This is a genomic window from Paraburkholderia sp. Ac-20336 (genome assembly GCF_017105025.1).
Taxonomy (GTDB): Bacteria; Pseudomonadota; Gammaproteobacteria; order Burkholderiales; family Burkholderiaceae; genus Paraburkholderia.
Genome location: NZ_JAAGPS010000006.1, coordinates 51,848 through 76,791, shown reverse-complemented (window position 1 = coordinate 76,791; position 24,944 = coordinate 51,848). Strand labels below are relative to the sequence as shown.

At 63.1% G+C, this 24,944-nt stretch carries 22 protein-coding genes; 17 read left to right on the top strand and 5 right to left on the bottom strand.

From position 1 onward, the window contains the following. Nucleotides 1-632: 632 nt before the first annotated feature. Nucleotides 633-1,418: an IclR family transcriptional regulator gene (locus GXB81_RS04560; RefSeq protein WP_205988490.1), complete on the bottom strand. Its 786-nt coding sequence runs from the start codon at nucleotides 1,416-1,418 to the stop codon at nucleotides 633-635. A 187-nt stretch (nucleotides 1,419-1,605) separates the two neighbouring features. Here GXB81_RS04560 and GXB81_RS04555 point away from each other — a divergent pair, with 187 nt between their 5' ends. Further along, nucleotides 1,606-2,889, top strand: a complete 1,284-nt coding sequence (locus GXB81_RS04555; protein WP_167047215.1) for an MFS transporter — start codon at nucleotides 1,606-1,608, stop codon at nucleotides 2,887-2,889. Between the two features lie 4 nt (nucleotides 2,890-2,893). Beyond that, nucleotides 2,894-3,340: a type II 3-dehydroquinate dehydratase gene (locus GXB81_RS04550; protein ID WP_167046999.1), complete on the top strand. Its 447-nt coding sequence runs from the start codon at nucleotides 2,894-2,896 to the stop codon at nucleotides 3,338-3,340. Nucleotides 3,341-3,345: 5 nt separating this feature from the next. Here the strand turns inward: GXB81_RS04550 and GXB81_RS04545 are convergent, their stop codons facing one another. Together GXB81_RS04545 and GXB81_RS04540 are read right to left on the bottom strand one after the other, a co-directional pair. Beyond that, entirely contained in the window at nucleotides 3,346-4,038 is a 693-nt protein-coding gene (locus tag GXB81_RS04545) for an NnrU family protein (RefSeq protein WP_205988489.1), read from the bottom strand. 366 nt (nucleotides 4,039-4,404) lie between these two features. Beyond that, nucleotides 4,405-5,355, bottom strand: a complete 951-nt coding sequence (locus GXB81_RS04540) for a ring-cleaving dioxygenase (RefSeq protein WP_167047218.1) — start codon at nucleotides 5,353-5,355, stop codon at nucleotides 4,405-4,407. A 270-nt stretch (nucleotides 5,356-5,625) separates the two neighbouring features. On the opposite strand from GXB81_RS04540, the gene GXB81_RS04535 reads away from it, so the two are divergent. The 8 genes from GXB81_RS04535 (at nucleotide 5,626) to GXB81_RS04500 (ending at nucleotide 14,349) form a co-directional block, all read left to right on the top strand. Beyond that, the gene (locus GXB81_RS04535; RefSeq protein WP_167047004.1) at nucleotides 5,626-6,546 is read left to right on the top strand and encodes a LysR substrate-binding domain-containing protein; all 921 of its coding nucleotides are present in this window, start codon (nucleotides 5,626-5,628) and stop codon (nucleotides 6,544-6,546) included. A gap of 174 nt (nucleotides 6,547-6,720) precedes the next feature. Then, nucleotides 6,721-7,839: an iron-containing alcohol dehydrogenase gene (locus tag GXB81_RS04530; RefSeq protein ID WP_205988488.1), complete on the top strand. Its 1,119-nt coding sequence runs from the start codon at nucleotides 6,721-6,723 to the stop codon at nucleotides 7,837-7,839. After that, a complete protein-coding gene (locus GXB81_RS04525) occupies nucleotides 7,833-9,209 on the top strand; it encodes an amidase (protein ID WP_241016235.1) in 1,377 nt (458 codons plus the stop codon). The genes GXB81_RS04530 and GXB81_RS04525 overlap by 7 nt, the downstream gene beginning before the upstream one ends. Nucleotides 9,210-9,996: 787 nt before the next feature. Continuing rightward, entirely contained in the window at nucleotides 9,997-11,403 is a 1,407-nt protein-coding gene (locus GXB81_RS04520) for a class I SAM-dependent methyltransferase (protein WP_205988487.1), read from the top strand. A gap of 1 nt (nucleotide 11,404) precedes the next feature. Continuing rightward, the gene (locus GXB81_RS04515) at nucleotides 11,405-12,742 is read left to right on the top strand and encodes an ATP-binding protein (RefSeq protein ID WP_167047024.1); all 1,338 of its coding nucleotides are present in this window, start codon (nucleotides 11,405-11,407) and stop codon (nucleotides 12,740-12,742) included. Nucleotides 12,743-12,749: 7 nt separating this feature from the next. After that, nucleotides 12,750-13,154 (top strand): response regulator, encoded by a 405-nt coding sequence (locus GXB81_RS04510; RefSeq protein ID WP_167047026.1) that lies wholly within the window; start codon nucleotides 12,750-12,752, stop codon nucleotides 13,152-13,154. Then, nucleotides 13,154-13,342: an ATP-binding protein gene (locus GXB81_RS04505; RefSeq protein WP_205988486.1), complete on the top strand. Its 189-nt coding sequence runs from the start codon at nucleotides 13,154-13,156 to the stop codon at nucleotides 13,340-13,342. The genes GXB81_RS04510 and GXB81_RS04505 overlap by 1 nt, the downstream gene beginning before the upstream one ends. After that, the gene (locus tag GXB81_RS04500) at nucleotides 13,339-14,349 is read left to right on the top strand and encodes a response regulator (protein WP_205988485.1); all 1,011 of its coding nucleotides are present in this window, start codon (nucleotides 13,339-13,341) and stop codon (nucleotides 14,347-14,349) included. Before GXB81_RS04505 ends, GXB81_RS04500 begins: the two co-directional genes overlap by 4 nt. 180 nt (nucleotides 14,350-14,529) lie before the next feature. On the opposite strand, the gene GXB81_RS04495 is transcribed toward GXB81_RS04500, so the two are convergent. After that, nucleotides 14,530-15,453, bottom strand: a complete 924-nt coding sequence (locus GXB81_RS04495; RefSeq protein ID WP_167047030.1) for a LysR family transcriptional regulator — start codon at nucleotides 15,451-15,453, stop codon at nucleotides 14,530-14,532. An 81-nt stretch (nucleotides 15,454-15,534) separates the two neighbouring features. On the opposite strand from GXB81_RS04495, the gene GXB81_RS04490 reads away from it, so the two are divergent. Next, entirely contained in the window at nucleotides 15,535-16,461 is a 927-nt protein-coding gene (locus tag GXB81_RS04490; protein ID WP_205988484.1) for a carbon-nitrogen hydrolase family protein, read from the top strand. A gap of 2 nt (nucleotides 16,462-16,463) precedes the next feature. Here GXB81_RS04490 and GXB81_RS04485 read toward each other — a convergent pair whose 3' ends face one another. Then, nucleotides 16,464-17,222 carry an IclR family transcriptional regulator gene (locus tag GXB81_RS04485; protein ID WP_167047034.1) on the bottom strand — a complete coding sequence of 253 codons (759 nt, stop codon included), beginning with the start codon at nucleotides 17,220-17,222 and terminating at the stop codon, nucleotides 16,464-16,466. A 333-nt stretch (nucleotides 17,223-17,555) separates the two neighbouring features. On the opposite strand from GXB81_RS04485, the gene GXB81_RS04480 reads away from it, so the two are divergent. The 6 genes from GXB81_RS04480 (at nucleotide 17,556) to GXB81_RS04455 (ending at nucleotide 24,527) form a co-directional block, all read left to right on the top strand. Further along, on the top strand, nucleotides 17,556-18,821 hold the full coding sequence (locus GXB81_RS04480) for an MFS transporter (protein ID WP_205299251.1): 1,266 nt from the start codon (nucleotides 17,556-17,558) through the stop codon (nucleotides 18,819-18,821). A gap of 21 nt (nucleotides 18,822-18,842) precedes the next feature. After that, nucleotides 18,843-19,859, top strand: a complete 1,017-nt coding sequence (locus GXB81_RS04475) for a ketopantoate reductase family protein (RefSeq protein WP_205988483.1) — start codon at nucleotides 18,843-18,845, stop codon at nucleotides 19,857-19,859. Beyond that, entirely contained in the window at nucleotides 19,856-20,605 is a 750-nt protein-coding gene (locus tag GXB81_RS04470) for an SDR family NAD(P)-dependent oxidoreductase (protein WP_205988482.1), read from the top strand. The genes GXB81_RS04475 and GXB81_RS04470 overlap by 4 nt, the downstream gene beginning before the upstream one ends. 29 nt (nucleotides 20,606-20,634) lie before the next feature. After that, entirely contained in the window at nucleotides 20,635-21,540 is a 906-nt protein-coding gene (locus GXB81_RS04465; RefSeq protein ID WP_167282995.1) for a polysaccharide deacetylase, read from the top strand. Nucleotides 21,541-21,750: 210 nt separating this feature from the next. Beyond that, nucleotides 21,751-23,208, top strand: a complete 1,458-nt coding sequence (locus GXB81_RS04460; protein ID WP_205988481.1) for a gamma-glutamyltransferase — start codon at nucleotides 21,751-21,753, stop codon at nucleotides 23,206-23,208. A gap of 203 nt (nucleotides 23,209-23,411) precedes the next feature. After that, entirely contained in the window at nucleotides 23,412-24,527 is a 1,116-nt protein-coding gene (locus GXB81_RS04455) for a porin (RefSeq protein WP_205988480.1), read from the top strand. The last annotated feature ends 417 nt before the right edge of the window (nucleotides 24,528-24,944 follow it).

Sequence of the window (24,944 nt, the reverse complement as noted above, 5' to 3'; positions counted from 1 at the left end):
GCAACGCCCAGACTCCGCACTTCGATATCGACGAAGCCAACACGCTTGTCAAGGAAGTCGTCCAGGCTATTTCCGCCACACCGTCATGACACGAAGCGAGCTATGTGCCGATCGCCGCTAATTGAATCGGTGCACCAGTTGCTCCGCATGCTCGACGGCAGCCTGGCCCTTCCCGGGGTCCTGATGAGAGCCGGGCATCGGCCGATCAGGCTCCAGGTCCATCGACGGGTCAAGGATGCTGGTGTTGGAATACAGGCAGGTCCAGTCGGGCACCTCGGGATTACCCGGATCATGCTCGCACATCCAGTTGATGCCACATAGGCGGCAACTGTACCGTTGGACCAGTACGGGGCGGCGCTGTAATGGACGCAGTTTCCTCGGACTGTTCAATGCACGCAGTCCGTGGTGAGGCTGGGCCATTTCACTCGCTAGCATTCGCTGACACGCTTCGCAAGCCATCTTGGGTCGTGAAAACCGGTCGATTGAATGTTCAGGGAACGCAGATTAACACAGGAAAAAATTGTCGCCCAGCACCCATCTCGTAGCTGTGAAAATCCATTCTCACGAACTGCGAAGTATCGGCGGAAACGGTGTGCCCGATCGCGCCACGCACGACACGCTCCCGTTGCCGTTCATCCCTTGCCGAGCGGCGGCCGCGTGGGGAATCCGGCCATATTGCTCAGTTGCGCCAGTTCAGTGGCCGCCTCGCGCAGCGGCACCGAGTACTCGTGAATCTTCTCGGCCGTCAGCCGCACTCTCGGCCCAGCCAGGCTGATGACGCCGACGCAGCGCGAGCCGCTCACCACCGGCGTCGCCACCGCCGACATGCGCGGCGCAAACACCTCGTCGATCATCGCATAGCCACGCACGCGCGCGGCGTGCAGGAAGCCGAGCAGCGCTTTTAGCGTCGTCGGCGCATGGGGGCCGAACTCGTTCGGTTGTCCGAAGCCCTGCTTGAGGACCAGCGCGACCGCCTGTTCGTCGGTCATCGTCATGAGCCATGCATGTCCGGTCGACGTGCACGAAAGCCGCGCGGCCTGGCCCATGTCGGGATCGTAGCGAAAACCCGTGCGCTGTCCGTCCGCTTTCCCGACCCAGATGATCGCCTCGCCGTCCACCAGCGAGAGCCGCGCGAGCTCGCCGGTCTGCGCGGCGACGCGCTCGATGATCGGCTGGGCGATATCCGCGATACCGGTAAGGCTCAGGAATTCGAGGCCATTCGAGGTCATGCGCATCGTCAGGATGTAGCGGCTGTGATCGACCAGTTGCCTGACATACCCGCCGTCGACGAGCTCCGCGAGCACGCGGTGGCACGTGCTGCGCGGCAAGGCCAGTGCATCGGCAATGGCCAGCAGACCCGCGCCTTCGCCTTGCGAAGCGAGGAAATCGAGAATTCTCAGGCCGTTTTTAAGCGACATCTCGCGCACTCTTCATGATGTGAAATGTAATTCCGGTGCGGAACGCCCCGCCTTTGCAGCGCAAACAATAGCACCAGTTCGTCGCCACATACGAACGCCCGACCATATCGAACATTGGGGAGACACCATGTCAGTTCTCGCTGACCCAGACATCGCCGCGCGCGAACGATCCGCGCACTCTCACTTGATGGCGCGTCGCGCCGTGGCGGGGGCCACCGTCGGCACCGCGCTGGAATGGTTCGACTTCGCGTTGTACGGCGCTGTCGCGGCCACGCTTTTTCCGCGGCTGTTTTTCCCGTCGCTCGACCCGACCGCCTCGCTGCTCGCGTCGCTGGCGAGCTTCTGGGCCGGGCTCGCCGCCCGCCCGCTCGGCGCGGTGATCTGCGGCATGCTCGGCGACCGCTGGGGCCGCCGCAACCTGATGCTAGTCACGGTCTCGGTGATGGGCGCGTCGTCGTTCCTGATGGGGCTGCTGCCCACTTACCAGCAGGTCGGCATCCTCGCGCCGACGCTGCTCGTCACGCTGCGCATCATCCAGGGTTTCGCGCTCGGCGGGGAATCGACGGGTGCGCAACTGATGGCGGTCGAGCATGCGTCTCCGACACGGCGCGGGCTGTATTCAGGTCTGCTTGGCATCTGCTCGCCGCTTAGCCAGATCCTCGCCAATCTCGCGCTGTTCATGCTGGCAAGCCTGCTGTCGACCGAAGACTTCGAATCCTGGGGATGGAGAGTCCCGTTCCTCGCGAGCTTCGTGCTTCTGCTGCTCGGCATCTATATCCGTATGAAGGTCAGCGAAACGCCGGCCTTCGAAGCGCTCAGAAAGAACGGCGGGCAGGCACGCGCCGCCAATCCGCTCGGCCTCGTCTGCCGCTTCCACTGGCGTACCGCGCTGCGCTTGACCTTGTTCTTCTGCGGTCCGGCAGCGCTGTTCTATCTGATCGTGGTCTTCTCGCTGAGCTATCTGACGAAGAACCTCGGCGTGCCGAAACAGACGGGCTTCATGCTTCTGATGGTCGCCAACGTCTGCGCGATCGTGGGCGCACTGGCGGGCGGCTATCTGAGCGACCGGATCGGACGCAAACGCGCGCTGCTGATCGGTTCGTTCTGCACACTGGTCTGCTGCCTAATCTACTTTCCGATCCTCAACCACGGATCGATCGGCATGACGATGGCCGTGATGGGCGCCTTCCTCGGCTTCACGCAATTCCAGAGCGGCATCCAGCCGGTATGGTTCGCCGAGTCCTTTCCCACCGAGGCGCGCTACACCGGTTCCGCGCTATCGTACTCGGGAGCCAACCTGCTCACCGGCGGGCCGATGCCGATCGTTGCCGTGGCGCTGCTCAATGCGTTTCACGGTTCGCCGTGGGCCATCGTCGCGGTCTGCGGCTCGCTGAACCTGCTCTCCTTCCTCATGATCGCGGTATCGCGCGAAACCCGCGACACGGCCCTCGAACGCTCCACTACACATTGAAACCATGACTCGCAAGCTCTACATCCTGAACGGCTCCAACCTCAACATGCTCGGCATGAGGGAGCCTCAGCTTTACGGCAGCACCACGCTGAAGGACATCGAACGGAACTGCGCCGCGCTGGCCGACACGCTCGGGTTCGACTGCGTATTCCGTCAGACCAACAGCGAAAGCACGCTGATCGACTGGACCCAGGAAGCGTTCCTGCAGGATGCCGCGCTCATCATCAATCCGGCCGGCTTTTCATTCGGACGGATTCCGGTGCTCGACGCGGTCAAGCTGATTCGCCGGCCGGTGGTGGAAGTGCATATCACCAATATCCACCGCCGCTCCGAGGAATACCGCCACTCGACGATCTCGGTGGCGGCCACGGCCGTGATCTGCGGGGCGGGCGCCAACGGTTACCTGCTGGCGATCCGCGCCGTTGACGACCTGTGGGGCGAGCGGAGTTGATTCCGCTACAGCCAGCGCCAGATGCCCGCCGCCATACCGGCGAGCGGGATATGCGCCCAGGTCGCCACGAGCCAGACGACGAGGCCGCCCAGCAGAGCGTGCAACCCGAATCCACCGAACCGCGCGCGGCCGGCGACGATAGCCGCGAACGGCAGATAGCTCGTTCTGGACTCCCAGGCGGGCCACTGATTGGGCTGCAAGCGCTCCTTCTTGCGGTCTTGCAGTGCGGCGCCGACAAGCGCGAGAACGACGATGGCCGCCGCGACGATGATGCTTTTGGTCACGGGGAACACCGCGATGTGGCACAGCCCCCACAGCGCGAACGACCACATCATCGGGTGACGCGTCACCGCGTAAACGCCGAGTGCCGCTTCCGGGAACGAGCCGGGCCGGCCACCCGTGGGCAGCGCCGGGTTTCGGATCAGGGAGCCCATCAGAAGAATCGAAGCGATCAGCATGACCACGGTCACGATCGCCCAGAGCGTGCTGCCTGCTGGCCAGAGTGGCGCCGTCAGCGGTGCCTTTCGATAAGCGAGAATCAGCCAGCCGAACGTCAGGAGTGCAATCAGCGAATAGACGCCCTGGAAGCCCGCTTCGCCAATTGCGCCGACCAGGCGGCTGCGCAACGGATGGGACAATAGGAAATGGCTGCCGACGAAAACGACGGCAGCCGCCAGCACTGCATTGATGCTTCCCATGGGCTCGGCTCCTCAAGTGTCATGAGTTCGACTTCCAGTATGTCGATTGCCGTCTGAGTTGCCACGGATTGGTTGGAAATAGGTGGGCCGCTACAACTTCCCGGCAATTCGCGAAAAGCTGCTTGCCATATTACATGTCCTCGTACGGTTCGTTCTACCAATGCGCGGTTTGAGGAGATTGGCCACAAACCGCCGGCGGCGCTTTTCTGTCGGGTATTCGCGGGTGGCGGACGAGCGTCGGCTGGGAACAGGAGATCGTCCGCACCTCATGCCCATGGCGCTGACAAATCGCCTGCACACTGCCTCGCGAACACGCCTTCCGTTCCGACCCGCCCACATCGTTACCCGCGCGCGCCGACCACAACATCACACGGCAATCGGCTCCAGCCGCCCGAGCAGTTCATCTTTGCGCTCCCTGAGCCAGGGCGGCAACTGGAACTCCTCGCCGAAATGTCCGGGTTCTTCGTCGATGGCAAAGCCGATATCGGTTGTCGCCGCTTCGAAAATAACGCCGCCGGGCATCTTGAAGTACATCGAACGAAAGTAGTTCCGGTCGACCGATTCCGATGTGTCGATATAGCCGAGCCCCATCAGCTTCGTCTTGAGTGCATCCTGATCGTGCTTGCTGTCCACCGCAAACGCGACGTGATGAACCGTGCCTTCGCCATAGATCGTCGAACCCTGGTGACGATCCGGCTCGTGAAGAAATTCGACGACCATCCCGGGCCCGCCCGTATGCGTCTCGAAGCGATGGTAAGGCCCGGACTCTCCGACATAGCGAAAATCGAGAACCTCGCTCATGAACGGGATCGACTCCGACACCTCGCGCAGCGAGAGCGTAACGCTATGCACGCCGCGCACGGCAACGTCTTCCGGAATATCGTCGGTCGTGCAAGGCTGCCTTGTATCGGCGTCCGTCTCCACGAGATCGAACTCGATGCCGCACGGATGCTGGAACCGTTGACGTTTTTCGCCGAAGCGCTCGGTCACCGCATCGTCGTGCGCCACCCCCATGGCACTGAATCGTGCCCGCCAGAACCCGAGCGAATCGCGCGGCACCGAATAGTTGATGACCCGCACCTGTCCCGATCCGGCCCGTGCCTTGACGCCCTTCTGCCTGAACGGAAACGAGGTCACCAGGGTTCCCGGCTCGCCATCCGGATTGCCGTAGTACAGGTGATAGATCGGATCTTTCCCGTCGAACAATACCGTCTTCTTGACAAGCTTCTGCCCGAGAAGCTTCACATAGAAACTGACGTCCTCCTGCGCGCCGCCCACCCCCGCCGTCAAGTGATGAAATCCTTTGATCGCTACCATGATTGCCTCCTGCCTGAAATGGTTTCTCACATCCAATCGCGAAGATCGTGACTGATCCTGATTGGTCACCGAAAGCTTAGTCGGTACGTTTCGATTGAGAAAACATTGCCGGTTGAACGATAAGTTCGACGATGGCGAACGATCATGAAATAGCGCGCCGCGCACTGCCCGCGAGACCCGCCCTCTCGCGCCGCACGCAGTACACTGTGCCCCACCCGGCTCCGTGTGGAGCCGCAAGCGCGGCCGCAAACCATCAACAAGGCGAAAACAATGCTTGACCTGAAGGACGTCTACTTCTTTGTACAGGTTGCCGACCGTGGCGGATTCACCTCCGCCGGCGACATGCTCGGGGTCCAGAAGTCCACGCTGAGCCACCGCATCAAGGAACTCGAAGCTTTCCTGGGCGTTCGCCTGATCAACCGTACGTCAAGGCAGTTTTCTATGACCGAGGTCGGCGCGGAGTTCTATCAATATGCGGTTGCGCTGCTGCGTAGCGCGGAAGTCGCCGAAGAAGCCATGCGCCAGCGGCTCGCCGAGCCTAGCGGGGTCATCCGCATTACCGCCCCGATCGAAATTGCGCAATACATCCTGCGCGATGTGCTGCCGGCCTTCCTGCGCGCGCATCCGAAAGTGTCCATCCACGAAAACGCGACGGATCGCCTGGTCGACATCGTGGGCGAAGGCTACGATCTTGCGATTCGCGGACACGCTACGAGGCTTCAGGATTCCAATCTGATTCAACGGCCGCTGACGAGCGCGCCATGGTATCTGTTTGCCAGCCCCGAATACCTCGAACAGAACCCGCCACTCGAACGTCCCGAACAGCTCGAAGCGCACACGACGCTCTCGATCGCCCGCAAAGGTCCGTCGCAATGGCAACTCCAGGGGCCGAGCGGCGAACTCGTCACGGTCCCGATCGCGCCGCGCTACCAGAGCAACAACCTGATTTCGCTCAAAGAGGCCGCGAGCACCAATCTCGGCATCGCGGCGCTGCCCGGCTATATCTGCCGCGCCGAACTGCAAGCCGGCACGCTCCGTCAGCTATTGCCCGGATGGATCGCCGCCGAAGCGCATATTTCCGCGCTGATCCCTTACCGCAAGGGACTGCTTCCGGCCGTACGATCACTCGTCGATTTCCTCGCGGCGGAACTGCCCAGAGTGATGGCTTTCGGCCAGGCATCGACTTCCTGAGCCCACACCGCCGCGCGCTTTCCGCATGACAGCGGCGCGACGTGCGCCGTTCACGCCACGTTCGATTTTTCTGGACGCTGCGTTCACGCAGCGCGTATTCCAGAACACGGCGCGATCCCCTATCCTGGTCTCCATCGGAACATGACAGACAACGTTCTCCCTGGAGCAGAATCGATGCAACGTCTCAACTGGCTTCCCCACGGTGCGATCTACTGGGGACGTGACATCCTCGCGGAATCGGCGGCGGCACTCGGACAGCACGGCATCGGACGGCCGCTGGTTTTTACGGTCGAGCGTCTGCGGCCATTCTACGAACAGCATCTGTCCGCCCATCTCGAACAAGCCGTGGGCATCTTCAGCCAACTGCCGGCCCACGCCCCGGACACGGCCGTTCGACATGGCCTCGACGAAGCCGTGCGGCTCGGTGCCGATTCGATCGTCGCGCTCGGCGGCGGCTCCGTTCTCGACGCGGCCAAGGCCGCCTCGCACTTTCACCACGAGCGCACGGGGCGCTTTCTGCCGATTGCCGCTTTTCCCACCACCTTGTCGGGAGCAGAGTTTTCGCACTATTTCGGCGTCACGGAAACTCATGGTGCGGAGCCGTTCAAGCGAAGCTACGCGGTCCGCGATACGGTGCCCAAAGTCGTGGCGCTCGATCCGAGGCTTCTATTGAATACGCCTCGCGAGCTCCTGCTGACTTCGGCGATCAAGGGAATCGACCATGCCGTCGAAGGCATGCGGGAAGTCGATGTGGCGCATCCGCATGCGGTGCTGGCGTCAGCCGGCGTCGAGCGATTTTTCTCGGTGCTCGAAAAGTGGCCGCACGGGCTCGAGACCCGCGACGCCCTGGAGCAGGGCCTCATTACGCTCGACGATCTGCTGCAACTCCAGCTCGCTGCGTGGCAATGTTATTTCTTCCCCGCATCGGTCCTCTATGGTCTGAGCCACCGCATCGGGCACATCCTCGGGGGTACGTTCGGCCTGCCGCATAGCGCGACTTCGTGCATCACGCTGGCGCCGGTATTGCGCGCCAGCACGGACCGCTACGGCGACAAACTGCGGATCTTTTGCGCCGGTGCCCTGCACAAAGAAGCCGCGTTTCTGCTGGCCGACAGGATATCGGCATGCGTCGAACGGCTCGGTTTGCCATCGAGGCTGAGAGACCTCCGTTTCGATCAAGCTCATCTCGTCAAGGTTGCCGAACTGCTCCAGAAGAACTATCCGACCGAAGTCGGCGACCTGAACGATCACAGCCCGGCCGCACTCGAAACGTTTCTGGAGCATCTATGGTAACGAGTCACAATGCGATGGTCTCCGACGAGACGACCCGCGCGCCGGGTTTGCGTGACGCGCTCACCGCGCTACGCAGTGCACGCGCGACCTCCCGCGAGCTGACGGAGTCGGCGCTCGAACGTGCGGAGTACAGCAGGAAGCAGTTCAATGCGTTCTCGGTGATCGATTGGGATCACGCCTTGCGCGCGGCTTCCGAGAGCGATCGACGCTATGCTGCGGGCCAGCCGAGGCCGCTCGAAGGCGTGCCGATCGCGGTCAAGGATCTGATCGACACTCGCGGTATCGAAACACGTTATGGTTCGCCGGCTTATCTGGGCCATATTCCCGACGCCGACGCCGATATCGTCAGGACACTCGTGGAAAAAGGCGCGATCGTCATCGGCAAAACGACCACCCACGAGTTTGCCTGGGGCGTCACGACATCGAGCACGGCATTCGGCGATACCCTGAATCCGCTGGACACGCATCGCATACCCGGCGGATCGAGCGGCGGCGCGGCAGCGGCGATCGCGGCCGGCGCCGTGGCGGCAGGACTGGGCACCGACACGGGCGGCTCGGTCCGGATACCCGCGGCACTCTGCGGAGTCGCAGGCTTCAAACCGACTTTGGGCAAGCTGTCGACGCGCGGCATTTTTCCGCTTGCTCCGAGCGTCGATCATCCGGGCTTCCTTGGCCGCAATGTCGACGACATTCTGATCCTGGCCGGCGCCAGCAACATCGACATCTGCGAAAGCGATGCATGGCTCTCCGCGCGGCTCGGCGTCATCCATTCCATTCCGCCGGTGCCGCTCAGCGCGGAAGTCGCCACGGCATTCGAGCATGCGGTGGGCAAACTCAGCGGCGTATTCGCGATGGAGCACGTCGAGACGAAGACACTCTTCGACGGCGTGTACGATTCGTTCGCCACCATCGTGCTGACCGAAGGCAGTATCGAACACCTGCGACGAAACCCGTTATCCCGCATTGCTGCCGGCTATGGCGCGGAGACCCAGGAGCGGCTCGCGATGGCGCAGGACAGGACGATTCGCGGCTACGCGGACGCGCAGCAGACGAGGCATGCATTCATTCAACGGCTACACGCGGCTCTCGCGACAGTCGATTATCTGCTCCTGCCGACCTGTCCGTGCGTGGCACCGTTGACGGGCATGCAGACCCTGTCCATAGGCGCCTGGTCGGGGACCGTGCGGCAAGCGCTCATGAATTACACGGCGCCGTTCAACGTGTCGGGCTTTCCCGCGATCTCCATTCCGCTTGCATCGCCCACGGATTCGCTGCCCGTTGCCATGCAGATCGTGGCAAGGCCAGGCGACGATGGCGCGCTTCTGAAAGTCGCGAGCGAGGTCGAGTGCATTTTGGGCGGTGTTCGATAGGTGGCTTGACAGCCTGTCATGCTGTCGACACGAGGTCCGCAAACCGCGTCGTCTTTGCCTCGCATGCACGCACCAATTACAGAGGTAGCGAATGGCACCGAGTACGAGATATACGAGAAACACGACCACAGATTCATGCGCGGCCTATAGCAAAACAACTCCAGCTTCTCGCCGAGATTCACCCCAAGAAAAACACACTATTGAAACGAAGATAGTGTTACCCCGCCGCAATATCCGGAGAGCTATGCGCCATGCACAATTCGCAATGCGCGACTCTCGCACTCACGCCCCTTAATCATCCGAATATAGCGCCCTGGCAAGCTGCTCCGCAGCTTGCCTTCGTTTTCCATACGCCGCCTGTCGAGTGCCGCCGGAAAGCCTCGCCGACGAAATCCTCGCTGCACGACAGCATTCTTTTTTATCAGTAGAATGCTGCAATCGCACAGGCCCATTTCGTTCCGCAATCCGTTCCGAAACCGGCCTTCAGCGCCTTGGCTAACGAGTCCCGTTAAAACCGTGGTGCCGTTAGCGCATGTGCTGTCGCGAGGCGACGCGTGCAGGACAGAGGCATAACCTGTCTCGCCGATGCAGTTCGGGAAGAAGTGGTGCCCACCCAGAAAAAACCGGTTGCCGTGGCGGCAACTGAAATACCGATGGCGACGCTTCAGCGTCTGAACGAGGGAAACCATCGGTGCCAGGCTGGCCGACCTGCCAGCCTGGCTGCTCTGGGGTATGGCGCACCAAATTTCAAACCAGCTTCTCGTAGTACTTACCTGGCCGCAATATTGTGTATTACAAAACGCAAATCGATCCGGTAGTGAGCTTCCTCAACTCGCAAGGCGAGCAGGTACGGGGCACGATCATCAATCTCCAGCGCAAGTCCCTGGTGATGGAAGTCTATAACCCCTACTCGATCGTCCAGGTCAGCGAGGTGCTGAGCGACCTGTCGGTCAAGATGGGCGTGGAACACGTCTATTCGGGCAAGGCCGTCGTCATCAGCATGGTCAATACGGGCCTGACGGCCATTGTCTCCGTCACGCTGATCGCCGAGTGGCGGGAACTGAGCGGCGGCACGCTCGAAGCGCGCGCGGTGGGGGAAGAAGCCAGCCGCTTCGTGCAGGACTGGACCGAGCGTTTCCAGATCCGCCGTGACTACCAGATCGCGGTCAACCAGATCCGGGCGTTTCTCTCGGACATGTCGCGCTGGGTCGAGCAGGCGGACCTGGGCGACACCATGCCGAAGGAAGGCAAAAGCCTGCGCGAGGACTTTTTCCTCGAACTGGCATCGCCGCTGATGGAAAAGACCAAGCTCTACTTCGACGAATTCGAAGGCGAAGCGCGCCTCGTCGACGAAGAACTGGCGCCGGCGCACCGTGCCTTTGCCCAGGCCGCGCTCCATCCGCTGCTGCTGCGCTCGCCCTTCGTCTTCCGCACCTTCACGAAGCCGCTCGGCTATGCCGGCGACTACCAGATGGTCAACCAGATGCTCGACGATCCTCGCCAGGGCCCAAGCACGTACTTCCAGATCGTCAACGCGGCCTTCCTGCAGACGGCCGTGGCACGCGCGCACCGCAATCGCATCGATCTGCTGATGGACTACCTGACCCGGCTGGCCAACGAAGCGCGCGCTGCACAGCGGCCGTTCCGGGTGCTGAACGTGGGTTGCGGCCCCGCTCAGGAAATCCAGCGCTTCATGCATGAATACGACGAACCGGAGTGGCTGTCGTTCGAGCTGCTCGACTTCAGCCAGGAGACCCTGGACTGGACGCGCGAGCGCCTCGGATCCATCGCGCAGAAACAGGCCGCGCGCATGAGCATCAGCTACACGCACGATTCGGTCCATCACCTGCTCAAGCGCCGCATGGATGCGGATGCGGCGGACGTCCGCGAGTTCGACGCGGTCTATTGCGCGGGCCTGTTCGACTACCTGTCGGACAAGGTCTGTGCGCGGCTGAACCAGTATTTCGCCAGCCGTATCCGCCGCGGCGGCCGCCTGCTGGTCACCAACGTCCACGCCGACAACCCGGAGCGCTTCAGCATGGAACACGTGCTGGAGTGGTACCTGATCTATCGCAACGAGGCGCAGATGGCCGACATCATGCCGGAGAACTGCGGCGAGCCGCGTCTGTACACGGACCCGACCGGCGTTAACGTGTTCGCCGAGGCGGTGATCGGCCCGCAACAAGTAGCCTGAGATGACGACATCCCTGGTTGGGTTGCAATCGAACTATCGTGAAGAGCTGCGCGACTACCGGTTGCTGTGCAGCAAGGCCGGCGGCCTGACCGTGATCGTGCTGGTGCTGATGGGCGTGGCGATGGACTATGTCGTGTATCCGGCCGAGCAGAAGCGCTTTGCCATCGTCCGGGTGCTGACCAGCGCGGCCATCGGCCTGGCCTTGCTCTCGCTTTACACGAAAGCGGGTAAACGCCACGTGCAGGTCATCACCTTCTTCTGGCTGCTGCTGCCGCAGGTCATGATCTCGTGGATGATTTACGCCACCCAGGGCGAGGCGTCGCTGTTCTATGCCGGGCTCATGCTGACGATCTTCGCGGTCGGCATCCTGTTTCCCGCCGGCTACTGGCAGACGCTGGCATTCGGCCTCGCCACGGTCCTGCTCTACTACATCGCCTGCCAGGCCCATCCGGGTGGCATCCTGGACCCGAGCAAATTCCAGTTCCAGCTCATCCTGATCTTCTTCTGCGCGGTGGCCAGTTCCATTTACACCTACTTCAACGAGAAGGGCCGTTTCCAGCTTTTCCGGCTCAAGGACGAAGTGGCGCACAAGAACGACGAGCTGGCCCGCACCAATGAAAGCCTGTCGCAGATCAAGGGCCAGTTGCTGCAGCAGGAGAAGATGGCGGCCATCGGTACGTTGTCCGCGGGGCTGCTGCACGAGGTCAACAACCCGGTCAACTTCTGCCTGATGGCGATCGAAGTGGCCATGGAAGAATCGCAGGTCAAGGAAAGCCCGTCGCTGCAGGAATGCCTGACGGACGCGCGGCAAGGCATGCACCGCATCCAGCACATCGTGTCGGACCTGAAGACTTTTGCCTATCGCAAGCCCGGCGCGACCGCGGAGGGCGTGCCGTTCCTGTTCGAGAAGGCGCTCGACGCGTCGATCCGGCTGAGCGCCCATGAGCTGCGCGGCGTGACGCTCACGCGCGAGCTGCCTGGCGACACCCTGGTGCTCGGCGACGAAGCCGCCATCATCGGCGTGCTCATCAACCTGTTCTCGAATGCCGCGCTGGCCATGCACAAGGCCGGCACCGCGGCACCGCAGCTTCATGTCATGGCGCAATGGCGCGACGAGCGGCTGCACGTGAATGTGCGCGACAACGGCCCGGGAATTGCCGCGGAAAATCTGGCGCGCGTGTTCGAACCCTTCTTCACGACCCGCGAAGTCGGCCAGGGCCTCGGCCTTGGCCTGTCCATCAGCTATGCGGTGGTGGAGCGGCACGGCGGCACCCTGTTCGCAGAAAGCCAGTTGGGCGAATGGACCGCGTTCAACTTCGACCTGCCACGCGTCGAGTGATGCCGAGATGAGCGAGACACAACAAGCCCGGCAGACCGTCGTCTATGTCGACGACGAGGAGTTGGCCCGCAAGTACTTCGCGCGTTCGGCCGGCGGCGACTACGAGGTGCTGCTCGCCGACGGCGCGGACGAAGCCATGTCGATCCTGCGCCGCGAAGGTGCGCGGGTGGCGGTCCTCGTGACCGACTTCCGCATGCCGGGCCCGAACGGCGACGAGCTGCTGCGGCAGGTCGCCCGGGAGTATCCGCATATCGTGCGAATCCTCGTGACCGCCTACGCGGACTACGGCGCGCTGCTGGAAGTGGTCAATTCCGGCGAGGTGTTTCGAATCCTGGAGAAGCCGCTAGGCGTGAGCGCGGTCCGCGAGGTGCTGGCCGCGGCGACGGCAGTCCCGATATCGCGCCCGAAGTGATGCCGCGCGCGTTGCTCGAAGCAGTTATCGCTCGCGCCGGCGTGAGCGGCTTCAAGATGATTTTCCGCAAGCGCGTCATGCCGTTCCCGGGCGGCCGTATCGGGATCGCATCCGCGTCCGGCTCCGGCACGAGCGTGGCGCTGGATTGCCCCAATTTGAAGATTCGAATGCACAGGAGTGACCAATGAGCAATACGATTGCCGACCAGACACCGCCCCCGGCGATTCTGTTCGTTGACGACGAAGCCACCGCGGTCAAATACTTCGAGCGCGCCATCGGCGCGATCGCGCCGGTGGTGACGGGCGCCTCCGTGGAAGACGGCAAGGCGATGCTGGACGCCCACGCCGCCAGCCTGGCCGTGCTGGTGTCCGACCAGCGCATGCCGGGCGAATACGGCAACGAACTGCTGCGCTATGCGCGCGAGCGCTATCCCCACATCGTGCGGATTCTGACGACGGCCTATTCGGAACTGGACCAGACCGTCGAGGCCGTCAACCAGGGCCAGATACATCGCTATATCAAGAAGCCGTGGGACATCTCGGCGCTGCGCATGGAAATGAAGCAGGCGCTGGAACTGGCGGGACTGCGCAAGGAACGCGACCAGCTCGTGCGCGAGAAGCTCGGCGTGCTGCAGACGCAGACCGTGGCCACCCGCGTCGGCATCGTGCACACGCTGTGTGCGAGCCTGATCGGCCCGGACCGCTTCCAGCCGGTGGAAACCTACCTGGCCGGCACCGAACTGGCGGGTACGCGCAAGGTGGAGCCGGACTGGCAGCGCATGGACTACGCCGACCTCGTGCGTGCCGAGAGCGAATGCAGCGGGCGCTTCGGCCACGCGGTCGGCACGCGCCTCGCGGAGCTGCGCACGCAGAATGCGGGGCGCGGCGCGGCCGATGCGGTGCGCGTCGTGACCGAAGTTCTGGGCGCCGCGGGGCGCGGCGACGGCGATGCGCTGATCTGGACTTCGCCGGCCACGCTGAGCGAGTTCCTCACCCGCCCGGTCGGTCAAGCCGTATCGAGCGAACACGCGGCCTGGCTGGCCTGCCTGCTCTGGCTGGAAGAAGCCGGCGGCGCCCTGCAGTTCGTGCGCGACGGCGACGCCATCGTCTGCCGCGCCGGCACGCGGGCGGCCAGTTTTGCGGCCGACCGCCTGGCGGCCTGGATCGAGCGGTTCTCGGAGCCGGCGTTCGGCTAGGTGAAAGGGACCATCCGCGCTTAAACGCGACAACGGGCGGTGATCGCCTCGTCAGGGCGCGGGGCAAATGACCGCTGTCATTCAGCCGCGTGTTGCGCGCCCGGGAACGAGCGGCGTGGGCCGATCGTATCCGGCAGAATCAGGCGGAGATCGTTGAGAGCCATTCGATCGATCCTCCTATCAGCGCGAAGCAAAATTGGCAAAGCACTCCACAATCGCAGCCTGAACCGTAACGACCGCCGCATCGCGCAGCGAACTGTTACGCCAACCAAGCTCGATGGCATAGTGTGGCAGGACCAGCGGACAGGCCAGCAACCGCAAACCCGTCATGCGCGCGATCGCATCGGCCGCGTGCCGCGGAATCGTCGCCACGGCGCGGCTCCCCTTCAATAAAAAGGGCAAGCCGGCGAAATGCGTGGTCGATCCGATGACCTTGCGTTTCAGGCCGAGTGCGGCCAGCCCTTCGTCGACAATCCCCACCACGCCGCCGGCAGACACGAGGATATGCCCACGCGCGACATATTCCTCGATCGTCAATTCGCTTGCCGCGCCCTTGAGACTGGCACGGTCGGCCAGACAGGCATAGTCCCCCTCGGCCAGCACCTGATGGCCGAGTCCTCGCAACGCGAGTCCGCCCGCCGTGATAGCCAGATCCATTTCCTGGTTTGCCAGCGAATCGCTGACGATCTGGCTGTACGTCTGTCGAAAAATGATCCGCAAGCCAGGGGCGCGCCGGTCAACCGCATCCATGATCTTGCGTCCCACGGCGATCTCGATGTCGTCGGAGAGGCCGATCGATACGGCGCGGCCATAAAAAGACCTGGCGTCCGGCGTCGAGATCGTGAGACTGAGACGAAATCGGTCGAGCGCCTCGCTGATGATGGGTTTCAGTTCCCGGGCTCTCGAAGTCGGCGCAAGTCCGCGCCCCGTGCGGACAAACAGCGTGTCCGAATAGACGTCCCGAAGCCGCCTCAATGCGGCACTGACTGCGGACTGCGTCATGTCCAGGCGGATTGCGGCCCGGCTTGCCCCGCCTTCCTCAAACAGCGCCTCGAAGATTTTCAGAAGATTCAGGTCGACCGTCGAGATATCAATATGGCTCATATCGGAAAGTTGAGATATGCGTTTTCTCCATTCTATGGCTGCGCGATGATGAGCGCATCAACGGTTCCCCTGGAGAACACCATGCCTAAATCGACAGTTGCCGCATTGCAGATCGGCGCATCACCGCAGGGCAAAGCGGCAACGCTTCAACATATCCTGTCGTTCGAGGATCAGATTCGCGCATCCGGCGCGAGTCTCGTCGTCATGCCCGAAGCCTTGCTCGGCGGCTACCCGAAAGGCGAGACATTCGGCACGCGGCTCGGCTACCGGCTGCCCGAAGGGCGTGAAGTCTTCGCCAGGTATTTCGAGAACGCGATCGACGTGCCCGGCCCGGAAACCGACGCGCTCGCCGAACTCTCCTCGCGATGCAATGCGTCGATCGTCATGGGCGTCATCGAACGCTCGGGAAGCACGCTGTATTGCACCGCGCTGTTCTTCACCCCCGATGACGGACTCGTGGCCAAACATCGCAAGCTGATGCCGACGGGAACGGAACGCCTGATCTGGGGACAAGGCGACGGCTCGACGCTACCGGCGGTGGAAACAAAGACCGGCGTCGTCGGCGCGGCGATCTGCTGGGAGAACCATATGCCGTTGCTGCGCACGGCGATGTATGCGAAAGGCGTGCAGATATGGTGCGCGCCCACGGTCGACGAACGCGACATCTGGCAATGCTCCATGCGGCACATTGCTCACGAAGGCCGGGTCTTCGTCATCAGTGCGTGCCAGGTGCAGCCGTCGCCGGCCGCGCTGGGCATCGAGGTGCCCGGCTGGGACAAAGACCGTCCTCTGATCAACGGCGGAAGCCTGATCGTCGGGCCGCTGGGCGAAGTGCTCGCCGGCCCGCTGCACGGCGAGACGGGACTGGTCGTGGCCGAGATCGATACCGATGAAATCATTCGGGCTCGCTACGATTTCGACGTGACCGGCCACTATTCGCGACCGGACGTTTTCTCGCTCTCGGTCGACGAGCGGCCGAAGCGTACCGTCGCGTTCACCTCGTCGTAAAACTAGCGGCCCGTCAGTTCGCGCAGCTTTTCCGCCTCGCGCATGAGCGCGGCGATGACGCGCTCCCGTTTCTCCGGGAAGCGGGCCGATATGCAGGCGACGTTCAAGGCAAGCGTCGGGCGGCCTGGGCCGCCGGATATGCACGTCGCCACGCCGGTCCCGCCCAGGTCGGACTCGTCGGCCACCACGCAGTAGCCGTCGATCCGCGCTTGCGCGACGATCTGCTCGATGCGCTTCAGGTCGGTGATCGTGACCGGCGTGACCGCAACGATCTCGTGCTGCCGCAGCAGGCGATGGCCGATGTCTTCCGGCAGCACCGACAGGATGACCCGCCCCATCGCCGTGCAATGAACCGGCAGCAGCCTGTTCGAAAACCCTTCATAGCGAACCGGCTGACTGGAAAGCGTTTGTTTGACGATCTTGATGTGCCCGTCGTTGGTGAGGGAGCCGAGGGTGACCGTCTCGCCCAGCTCTTCGCCCAAAGCGGACATGACCGGTTCGACGAGCGCGAGCACGCGCGCCATCTGGTCGCCGCCCCAGCCGAAACCATGCTCGCGGAAATACGTGTTCAGCTCGTACATGCCCCGGTCGTCGCGAACCAGGTAGCCGCGCGCGCACAACGTCTTCAGCAGGCCAAAGGCACTGCTCTTCGGCAGGCCGAACGTGGCGGTGACCGTGGCCAGGTTTGCAGCCCCCTCGAGGCCGGCAAAAAATTCCAGAAGGTCCAGGACTCGCGCCGCGGAGCGCACAACCTCACTCATGGTGATCTCTTCGATTAGCAGTGACTTCCCGTCTCGCGGGCCGTTCATCAGTCATTTTTACGATAGCCCGGAATCATACGCTAGTCGGTTCGCGTCAGCCCCGGCAACGGATACGCGGCCGCGGATACGCCACGACAGGCCGGCCGTTGCGGCACGTGACGGGTTAACCCCAGTAGGCACGGACTTTTGCTCGTGAAAATATGTTTTCAAATACGAACGACGTTCGTATATACGAACGTCGCTGCATAAGCATCACCGACGTGCATTCAAGACAACCGACAGGCGAATCGCATGAGAAGCTCAAACACCCTTCTGGCTAGTGAGGAAATGAAGATGGCCCACGAAGAGGTCAAACCGCGCAAGCAACTGGCGGCGGCCATGATCGGCAACGTGCTGGAGTACTACGACCTGATCGTCTACGCCTTTCTCGCCCCGACGCTCGGCCACAAGTTCTTCCAGGGCGACGCGGTCGTGGCCCTGCTGGCGAGTTTCGCGACCTTCGGCGTCGGCTTTCTCGCCCGCCCGCTCGGCGGCGTCATCATCGGACGCATCGCCGACACGCTCGGCCGCAAGATCGCGCTGCAGATCACGATCTTCGGCATGGCGCTCGGCACGGTCGGGATCGGCCTGCTTCCGACCTACCAGAACATCGGCGTCATCGCCCCCGCTCTGCTCGTGGTTCTGCGCATCGCCCAGGGGCTCGCGGCCGGCGGAGAATGGGGCAGTTCCACTTCGCTGATCGTGGAGTCGGCGCCCGATGGCAAGCGCGGCATTTTCGGCGGCTTCGGTCAGGCATCGATTGCGAGCGGCACCCTCGTTTCGAGTCTGGTCGTCACCGTCGTCACCTCGATGTTCACGGCGCAGCAGATGGACGCATGGGCTTGGCGCGTGCCGTTCCTGCTCGGCGGGATCCTCGTGGTCGTGGGCGTCTACATGCGCCGCACGCTGCGCGAAACGCCCGCTTTCGAAGAGTCGCAGGCCAAGGGCGAGACGGTCGCCAAGCCGACCAAAGGCGCAGCCTTCGCGATGATGAGCCGGGCGTTCGGCTTCACGATCATCTGGACCGTTTCGTACTACGTGATGCTGTCTTACCTGCCGACCTTCATGGTGCAGCATGTCGGCCTCACGCAGATGCAGGCGCTCACCTCGAATGCCATCGCGCTCGTCATCCTGGTGGCCGCGACGCCGTTTTTCGGCTGGCTGTCCGACCGTTGGGGCCGCAAGCCCTTGCTCCTCTCCTGCTGCATCGTCTTCACGATCTTTGCCTACCCGTTGTTCTCGCTGCTGCTGAAGCACCCGAGCCTCGGCAACGCGCTCGCGATCCAGATCTTCTTCAACATCTTTATCGCCGCCTTCTCGGGAGCCGGGCCGGCCGCGTTGTGCGAGATGTTCCCGACGAAGTCGCGCACGACGCTGCTGTCCATCGGCTACAGCCTCGCAACCGCGATCTTCGGCGGATTCGCACCGTTCATCGCCACCACGCTGATCCAGCAGACCGGCTCGCCCATCTCTCCGGCGTACTACCTGATTGCATCGGCGATCGTCTCGGGCGTGGTCATTCTTGGCCTCAAGGAGACGGCTCATGGATCACTTGATTGACCACACGGGCTGATAGAAAGCATGGAACATGACATCCTGATCTGGGGCGCCGGCGCGATTGGCGGCACGGTCGGCGCTCATCTGCGGCAAACCGGATACGACGTGACGTTCGTGGACGTCGTCGCGGAGCACGTCGACGCGATCCGCACACCCGGCAAAGGCCTCGCCATCACGGGGCCGGTCAGCAATCCGCACGTTACCGCGCCGGCTTTCACGCCTCAGGAACTCACGGGAAAATGGCGACGCATTTTCCTGTGCGTCAAGGCACAGCACACCGAAGAGGCAGCGCGGCGTCTCGCGCCGTTCCTCGACGATCACGGCTACGTGCTCTCGCTGCAAAACGGCCTGTGCGAAAACTACATCGCGCAGATCGTCGGCAAGGAGCGCGTGATCGGCGCCTTCGTCAATTTCGGGGCCGACTGGATCGGCCCTGGCGAAGTCCACTTCGGCAATCGCGCAGCGGTCGTGCTCGGCGAACTCGACGGCTCGCCGAGCGCGCGCCTCGAACAACTGCTCGCGGACATGCGGCATTTCGAGCCCGAGGCCATCGCCACCGACGACATCAACGCGTACCTCTGGGGCAAGCTCGCCTACGGAGCGATGCTTCATGCGCAAGCCGTGGGCGATCTCGGCATTGCGGACTGCCTCGCCCGTCCCGAGCTGCTGCCGCTCTGGCAGCGGCTCGGCTGCGAAGTCATGAGCGTGGCCGCCGCGCAAGGCATCGCGCCCAAGGGCTTCAACGGCTTTCGCCCCGAGGCATTCCGTGCCAACGCGCCGGTTGCCGAAGTCGAAGCCACGGTCGCCGCGATGGTCGAATTCAACCGGCCCAATGCCAAGACCCACTCCGGCATATGGCGCGACCTCGCCATCCGCAAGCGCAAAACCGAAGTCGACATGCAAGTGGGCGAAGTGGTCCGCGCCGGCCTGCGCCTCGGCATCGCGACGCCTACCCTCGCGGCCCTGCAAAACATGATTCACGAAATCGAAGACGGCCGACGCGCCCTCGCGGACGCCAACCTTCTGGAGCTGATCGCATGAAACTGGATTTTTCGGAGCAGGTCGTCGCCGTCACCGGCGCCGGCAGCACCTTCGGGGCCGCCATCGCCACGCAATTTGCCGAGCTGGGTGCAACGGTCTACGCGACCGACGTGAGCGAAGCCGCCCTGCGCCCGCTCGAGGAAAAAGGCGTACGGACCGCGGTCGTCGACCTGCTCGACCGGCGCGCGGCGGCCGACTGGATCACATCCGTCGCTCATTCGGCCGGCAAGGTGGACGTCCTCGTGAACAACGCCGGCGGGGTCATGGGACACGCCCACAAGCCCATCGAGTCGGTCACCGACGCCGAATGGGACGGCATCATGGACATCAATCTCGGCAGCGCGTTCGCGCTGGCTCGCGCCGTTGCCCCCGTGATGAAAGCGCGGAAAAGCGGTGCCATCGTCACGATTGCCTCCGGCGCGGCGCTGCAGGCATCGCTCACGGGCGTGCAGGCGTACTGCGCGGCCAAACACGCCTCGCTGGGCCTCACCCGCCAGCTCGCTCATGAGTTGGGCCCTCACGGCGTGCGCGTGAATGCGCTCGCGCCCGGCTTCGTTCGCACGAATGCCGCAACCGAGGCCCAATGGGACGCGATGGGCGAAGAGAAGCAGGCCGCCCTGATGCGCAGCATCGCACTCGGCCGCCTAGGCACACCGCAGGATATCGCCAACGTCACCGTGTTTCTCGCGTCGCCGTTGGCGTCCTTCGTAACCGGGCAAATCATTGCCGTCGACGGCGGCAAGTAAGTCATCAGCAAGACAAGGAGTTGGACAGCATGAGCAACAATACGAACAACGAAGAACTGAAGCCGTGGCAATGGGACGAACCGAAATGGCGCGGACTCCTCAACCAGGTGCGTGCCGGCCGCTCGCTCAAACCGGCTTCCTGGCCCGGCAATGCGCCGTGCGCGGTCGCGCTCTCCTTCGACAGCGACCATGAAACCGGCGAGCTGCGCGACGGCGGACAATCCATCGGCCGCATGAGCTGGGGCCAATACGGCAATCGCGTCGGCGTGCCGCGCATCGAACGGACGCTCGACAAGTTCGACGCCAAGGCAAGCTTCTATGTGCCCGCCGTCGCGGCGCTCACCTACCCCGACGAACAGAAACGCCTCGCCGATGCCGGCCACGAAATCGGCCTGCATGGCTGGATTCACGAGCTCAACTCGATTCTTCCGTACGAAGCCGAACGCGACCTGCTGCTGCGCGCTTCCGACACGCTGACCTCGATTACCGGCGTGCGGCCCGTCGGCATGCGCACCCCCTCCTGGGATTTCAGCCCTCATACGCTGCGCATCGCGGTGGAAATGGGCCTCGAATACGATTCCTCGCTGATGGCAGACGACGACTGCTACGAGCTGCTTCTGGACGGCAAGCCGACGGACGTGGTCGAACTGCCGGTCGAATGGATTCGCGACGATGCCGTGTATTTCAACATGCACCGCTTCCAATCGCTGCGCCCCTACACCGCGCCGGCCGATGTGTTCGACATCTTCAAGCGGGAACTGGACGCCGCCATTGAAGAAGGCGGCATCTTCCAGTTGACGATGCACCCGCACATGATCAGCGCGCGCTCGCGAATCTGGATTCTCGAGGAGTTGCTCCGTTACGCCCGCGAACGCAAAACGTGGATTGCCACGCATGCGGATATCGTGCGGTATGCAAAGACGCATGCTGTCTGAAATCCGTGAGGAGGCCTTCTTGACCGCGACGGAAAACGAGGCCGCTTCAAATAGCAACCCGACGTAACCATTGCAGACGCCAACAATATGGTTTCCTACGAACCCCTGGACCACCCGGTGCATAACTGGTCGGTCAGAAAGCCCATCGCCGAATCTTCGCGCGGCGTGGTCGTCTCCCAGTCGTACGATGCTTCCGCCGTCGGCGCGGCGGTGCTCGAAGCAGGCGGCAACGCCGTCGATGCGGCCGTGGCGGTCGCCTTCGCGCTCGCTGTCGTCGAGCCCTGGAACTCCGGGCTCGGCGGCATCGGCTTCGCCCTTTACCAAGGCCATGACGAGAAGGCCGCGACCTCGATCCACTTCGGCCCCGTGGCGCCGCAGAAACTGCGCCCGGAGCTGTTTCCGCTGACCGGCAAGCCTGCCACGGACATGTTTCCGTGGCCGCAGGTGCAAGACGACGCAAACTCCCATGGGCCGCTGTCGTTCTGCCTGCCGACGGCCGTGGCCGGCTACGGCACGATGCTCGAACGATGGGGCACGATGCCGCTGTCGGAAGTGATTCAACCCGCGATTGCCCTCGCGAAACGCGGCCTCGCCTCGGACTGGTTCACCACCCTGATGCTCGCGCAGGCCGCGCCGATCATGCGCCGCTATGCCGAGACTTCGCGGATCTTTCTGCGCGATGGCCTGCCGCCCGTGCCGCCGTACCAAGGCACGCCCGGGTTCCTGCCGTTGGGCCGCCTTGCGGACACGCTGCAGCAGATCGCCCAGCAGGGATGGCGCGATTTCTATCGCGGCGACCTGGCGAAAACCATCGTCGACGATATCGCCGGCATGGGCGGCCTGATCGGGCGCGACGAACTGGAAGCCTATGCGGTCGAAACGTCCGGCGCCTTGTCGGTGCCATGGGGGGAATCGACGATACAGCTTTCGTCGGGCCTCAACGCCGGCCCGACGCTCGCGGACGCGCTCGCCGCCTTGCAGCCGCCATCGAGCCGCGGCAGCGAAACCCGGCCTTCCCCGCAGTGGTACGCCGGCATGGCCCAGGCGCTCAAGTCGGCGTACCGCAAGCGCCTGCACGAGGACAGCGATCCGCATTCGCCCAAGGGCTGCACCACCCACATCAACGTCTGCGATGCAAACGGTTCGATGGTCGCCTTGACGACGACGCTGCTGTCGTCGATGGGCAGTCGCGTCGTGCTGCCCTCGACCGGATTCGTGATGAACAACGGGGTGATGTGGTTCGACCCGCGGCCGGGCACATCGAACAGCATCGCGGGTGGCAAGAAGGCGCTTTCGAACATGTGTCCTGCCATCATCGCCCGCGACGGCCGCCCGGTTGTCGTCGGCGGAGCGGCCGGCGGCCGGCGGATCATGGCCGCGATCGCGCAACTCCTGCTGTTCGTGCACGACTTCGATATGGACGTGGGCGATGCCGGACACTGGCCGAGGATCGACGTATCGGGACCGGAGCGCCTGAGCGCGGACCGCAGGCTCTCCGCGGACGTGCTGGATGCGCTGCGCCAGCTCGGGGAATGCGAGGTCGTGGACCACAACGTCCTGCCCATCAACTTCGCCCGCCCGAGCATTATCGAGCGCTTCGACGGCGTGACCGCCCGAGGCGTGAGCGATGCGTTTTCGCCGTGGTCGGCGGCGCTGAGTCCACGTTGAATTCGTATTGAATCTGCGCTGAGTCTGCGCTGAGTCTTTGGCGTCACCCTGCCTTGCTGAGGTGGCTTGCGTTCGCTACGGCTGCGCAAGCCACCCTCTCGTGGCACCGCCGCGATAACGAGGTTCGCTGAACGTCGATCGCAAGCAGCACACCGTATTTCAATGTTATCCAAACAACAGATTATTATTTAGCATAACAAAATATGAAGAAGATCGGATTTGCATGGTCGAAAGCCCTGATAGCCACGGCGGGTGCGCTAATGGTTCCGCTATCGGCCCACGCCCAAAGCGGCGTCACGCTCTATGGCATCGTCGACACCGGCGTCGAATATCTGACCAACGCGAACAAGACTTCACATTCGCTGGTGCAACTGCAGGACGGCAATATCCAGGAATCGCGCTGGGGAATCCGGGCGCGCGAAGATCTCGGTAATGACTGGCAAGCTTCCGTCTGGCTGGAATCGGGCTTCGACGAAACCAAGGGCACCCTGGGACAGGGTAACCGCCTGTTCGGCCGGCAAGCTGCGCTCGGCCTGAGCGGGCACGACAACGAACTCTGGCTCGGTCGCGTATACAACCCCATCTACGACGTGCTCAACGGCTACGATCCCACCACGTACGCCCAATATTCGCTGGCGACGCTGGACCCCGGGCTCGTGAGTCGCGGCGACCAGTCCATCCGCTACACGCGCACGCTCGGCGACTTCAGGCTCACCGGCTTCTACAGCATGGGGTACGACAGCATCGGCACGCCGATTGGCGGCACCGCCGGCGGCGCGTCGACAGCGAAAGACCTTGCGTTCACGGCCCAGTACAAAGGTCCGGTCTTCAGCGGCGTCCTCGCCTACGACAATCTGCACGGGCCGTTGTCCAGCACCGGCTCGGGGCTGGGCACGCTCTCGGCTGGCCTCACGCCCGCCACGTCCGTCCCGGGAGACCGCGCGAGGCGCTACGTGGCCGCCGCAAGCGTCAACGTCGACAAATGGGTATTCATGGCGGGGTATCGGCTTCTGAAGACGGAGTTCCTGGCAAACTCCATCAACTCCAATCTTTATTGGGGAGGCGCGCGCGTGAAGGTCACGCCCGCACTCACGCTAATTGGCAGCCTTTATCACGTCGACGTCCCGGGAAAAGACGTGAAGGCAACGAATACTGTTTTTTCGGCGATGTACGCCCTGTCGAAGAATACTTACCTGTATTCGAATGCGAGCTATATGTTCAATTCGAAGAACAGCACGGCGGGTGTCGATGTCGGCGGCATGACGCTGGCAGGAAAGAACCAGTTGGGCATTCAGGCCGGCATTTTCCAGCGCTTCTGATTCGACGGATCATGTCGTGAATCCGGGCCATGGAACTTTCGATGTCGCTCCGCATCCTGAAGCGCCGTCCTCTCGTACCAGCCCGGTTCAATCAACGGTAGTCGTGAACTTTCTCCGACCTCAAAGGCGGTTTCTCTCTCCTGTTCTCAACGCTTGCGAAGCCCGCAGCCGGGACGCATGCATAGGCGTCGATCACGCATCCCGGAAGTCGGCGGCGCCTGAAACAGGTGGCAAGTATTCGCATCGCCGCTGCACGCGACGTTCTCGTGCCGGCTTTTGATAGGGTCCAGGATACGCTTCTCGCATCCCGCGATGACGCGCCGCACTTTGTCGATGCGGCCGGGGTGACGAGGCCACCGCCATGCATCCCCGTCAATCTCATCGCGCAGTCTTTGCAGTACGGTCTTCGCACGAGTC